The organism is Micromonospora sp. DT201, assembly GCF_049841575.1.
Lineage (GTDB): Bacteria > Actinomycetota > Actinomycetes > Mycobacteriales > Micromonosporaceae > Micromonospora.
Genome location: NZ_JBNCKP010000089.1, coordinates 1 through 395, shown reverse-complemented (window position 1 = coordinate 395; position 395 = coordinate 1). Strand labels below are relative to the sequence as shown.

The following is a 395-nucleotide window of genomic DNA, read 5'->3' as shown; positions in this document are numbered from 1 at the left end:
TCGGTGTGGATGAGCCGCAGGTGGCGGTTCGTGATGGGCGGTTGTTGGCGCCTCGGTTGGGTCGGGCGCCGGTGGCGCCGGTCGGTGGTGCGTGGCGGCTGTCGGTGGAACGCAAGGGCTCTCTGGACGGTCTGGCGATCACCGCTGCGGCGCCCGACCGGCCGCTGGAGGCTCACGAGGTACGCATCGGAGTACGCGCGGCAGGCCTGAACTTCCGCGACGTGCTGATCGCCCTGGGTCTCTACCCCGGAGACGCGGAGATGGGCACCGAAGCGTCCGGAGTTGTGATCGAGGTCGGTGCTGATGTGCATGACCTGGCCCCGGGTGACCGGGTGATGGGTCTGGTCATGGACGGGTTCGGAACACGGGCGGTCTCCGACCGGCGGATGGTGGTG

Annotated in this window: 1 protein-coding gene; it reads left to right on the top strand. The window is 69.4% G+C overall.

Annotated features, from left to right (window positions below; translation table 11 throughout):
* Positions 1–20 precede the first annotated feature (20 nt).
* Positions 21–395 (top strand): alcohol dehydrogenase catalytic domain-containing protein (locus ACLQ28_RS34535; RefSeq protein WP_425690452.1); only part of this gene is annotated, 375 nt, incomplete at its 3' end.